The organism is Paracoccus aestuariivivens (assembly GCF_009711225.1).
GTDB lineage: Bacteria > Pseudomonadota > Alphaproteobacteria > Rhodobacterales > Rhodobacteraceae > Paracoccus > Paracoccus aestuariivivens.
The window spans coordinates 1-2,792 of sequence record NZ_WMIE01000052.1; the positions used below are offsets into that span (position 1 = coordinate 1).

Annotated in this window: 1 protein-coding gene; it reads right to left on the reverse strand. The window is 61.0% G+C overall.

Annotated features, from left to right (window positions below):
- Positions 1 to 82: 82 nt before the first annotated feature.
- Complete coding sequence (locus tag GL286_RS21970) at positions 83 to 2,461, reverse strand: arylsulfatase (RefSeq protein WP_155097690.1); 2,379 nt, start codon at positions 2,459 to 2,461, stop codon at positions 83 to 85.
- Positions 2,462 to 2,792 lie beyond the last annotated feature (331 nt).

Sequence of the window (2,792 nt, forward strand, 5' to 3'; positions counted from 1 at the left end):
GCTTGTTCGCTCTGTTTCACGCCGGCGCGCGACGTGACAGCGAACCGGGCGCTCAAACAAATGTCGAGCGCCCGAGGCAGTCTTACTTCTTCAGATCCACGACCACTTCTTCAAGCTCGCCCTGGAAGTCGAAGGGCGCCTTGTAGTCCGTGGAGACGGCGGTGCCGGTATCCGTCCCGACGTCCTGGTTCTCGGACAGCGAATACTTGAACGGGGTCGTCTGCTCGATGGCACCGGAGCCGGCTGGCTGGCCGTCGATGGACAGCGTGATGGTGCCGTTCTTGCCCATCTCTTTGCCGCCCTCATAGGCGAAGTCCATCTTCACCTCGTGTTCCCCGGCGGGCAGTGCCGCGTCGCTTTCGACCGAATAGACCGCGACGTCGATGTAGTTATGCGCGGCCTTCAGCTTGCCATCCTTGAGATAGAAGGCCCAGCCGCCGGTATTGCCGCCTTGGGTGAAGATCATGCCATTGGCATTCTCCTCGACCTTGACCTTGGCGGTGACGCTGAAGGACTTGTTCTTCAGGTCCGGGGCCGAGGATTCCGGCAGACCGGCCAGCACACCTTTATAGGTGAAGCTGTCACGCCCGCCTGCAAGGTTCGGCTTGCCGGTGCCTTCGGCGCTGAAGCGCTCGGCCCCGCGCCAGTCAAGCGGGAGCGCCTTGTTCTTGGAGGCCTCGGCCCACCACAGCGCCTTCAACTCCTCCAGCTTCTCGGGATTTTCGGCCGCGATGTCCTTGGACTGGGTGAAGTCCTCGTCGAGGTTGTAAAGCTCCCATTTGGCCTTCATCGGGTCGAACTCACCGCGAACCGGGTCCCAAGGCTCGAAGGCCAGCGATGCCGCCCACCAGCCTTTGTCATACATGCCGCGGTTCACGAACATCTCGAAATACTGGCTGGTGCGGACCTCAGCGGCCTTGGCATCATCCAGCACGCTGAGGAAGCTTTTGCCTTGGATCGGGGTCTGGGCCGTGCCGTTCACGCTGCGCGGCTCGGGGACGTTGGCGGCGGCCAGAATGGTCGGCGCGATGTCGATGACATGCAGGAACTGGGTCCGCGTTTCGCCCGTAGCTTTGAGCTTGGCGGGCCATTTCACGATCATCGGGTTACGCACGCCGCCCAGATGGCTTGCGACCTGCTTGGTCCATTGAAAGGGGCTGTCCACCGCCCAAGCCCAACCGGCCGGGAAGTGGTTGAAGTGCAGCTCGGTGCCGATCTCGTCGATGCGGTCGATCATATCCTCGGCCTTCATCAGATAGGCGTTGAAGAAGGCGTTCTCGTTCAGCGTCCCGTCAAAGCCGCCCTCGGCCGAGGCACCGTTATCACCGACGATATAGATGATCATCGTGTTGTCGGCGTCGGGCAGGGTCTTGACGTAGTCAAGCACACGTCCGACTTCGTAATCGACCTGCTCGCCATAGGCCGCGAAGACCTCCATCATGCGGGCCGACAGCTTTTTCTGGTCATCGCTCAGACTGTCCCAGGCGGGCAGGCTGGCGGGGCGAGGCGTCAGCACAGCATTCTCGGGGATGATCCCACGCTCTTTCTGGCGCTTGAACGTCTCTTCGCGATAGACGTCCCAGCCCGCGTCGAACTTGCCCTTGAACTTTTCGATCAGCTCTTTGGGGGCCTGATGCGGAGCGTGGGTCGCGGCCGGGGCGACATAGGCGAACCATGGCTTCTCGGGCTGGATCGCCTCAAGCTTCTGCAGCCAGCTGATCGCGTGATCGGCCAGATCGGTGCTGAGGTAATAGTTCTCGGTGTTCGGAGTGCCGAGGGGGGTCTGGTTCTCGAAGAGATAGGGCCGGATCTGGTTCGTATCACCAGCCATGAAGCCGTAGAAATAGTCGAAGCCCAGCCCGTTCGGCCAATGGTTGAAGGGACCGGTCGCGCTGGTTTCATAGATCGGCGTGTTGTGGTTCTTGCCGATCCAGCCGGTCACATAGCCGTTCTGGTGCAGGATCTCGGCGACCGTGGCCGTGTCCTTTGGAATGACCCCGGTATAGCCGTCATAGCCGGTGGCAAGCTCGGTGATGACGCCGCTTCCCGCCATGTTGTGATTGCGCCCGGTCAGCAGCGCCGCCCGCGTCGGCGAGCAAAGTGCCGTGGTGTGGAAGCGGGTGAAGGTCAGACCTTCCTTGGACAGTTCATCCAACTTGGGCGAGGGAACCCCGCCACCACTCACGTCGAACTGCCCGAAGCCCACGTCGTCGAGCAGCACCAGAAGCACGTTGGGTGCGCCCTCCGGCGCCTTGATTGGGGCCGGAAATTCGGCGGGATCGGCATTCAGGTAGGTGGTGCCAGTGCTGCCGCGGAATTTCTGCTCCGCATAGGGCAATGTGACCTGCCCGCTTTCGGCGCCTATCGGCAAATCCGCCGACTGGGCATGGGCCGAGGTCCCGACACCTGCAGCCAAGAACGGCAGCGCAAGCATGTATCGGGATAGTGCAAGCTTCTTCATAAGACGACTCCTTGCTTTCAGGCGGGCGTGGACTGCCCGTCGGCTTCAATCGAGATCGTTAATCATGGGCCGGCAAACGCCTACCCTATGGCCTGCAGGGAATGAGGTAGTTGGCATCGCAAAAGATCGGCTCATGTCAGCACCTTCGGCTGGAAAGTGATGTCTGGGTCAGAATCGCTGCGGCCTCGGCCACCTCAATTGACTATCATGCCTGCCAAAACTAACTTGCACAATTGCGTGCAAGTGGGGATTGACATGGGTGAATACGATCCGCGTGGTATCCTCCATCGCAAGGGGTGGCTTGCCGCTCAGCCAGAAACATTCCGCAATG

Coding starts and splice junctions, on each gene's coding strand:
- GL286_RS21970 (WP_155097690.1), bottom strand. CDS start 2,461: ATGAAGAAGCTTGCACTATCCCGATACATGCTTGCGCTGCCGTTCTTG.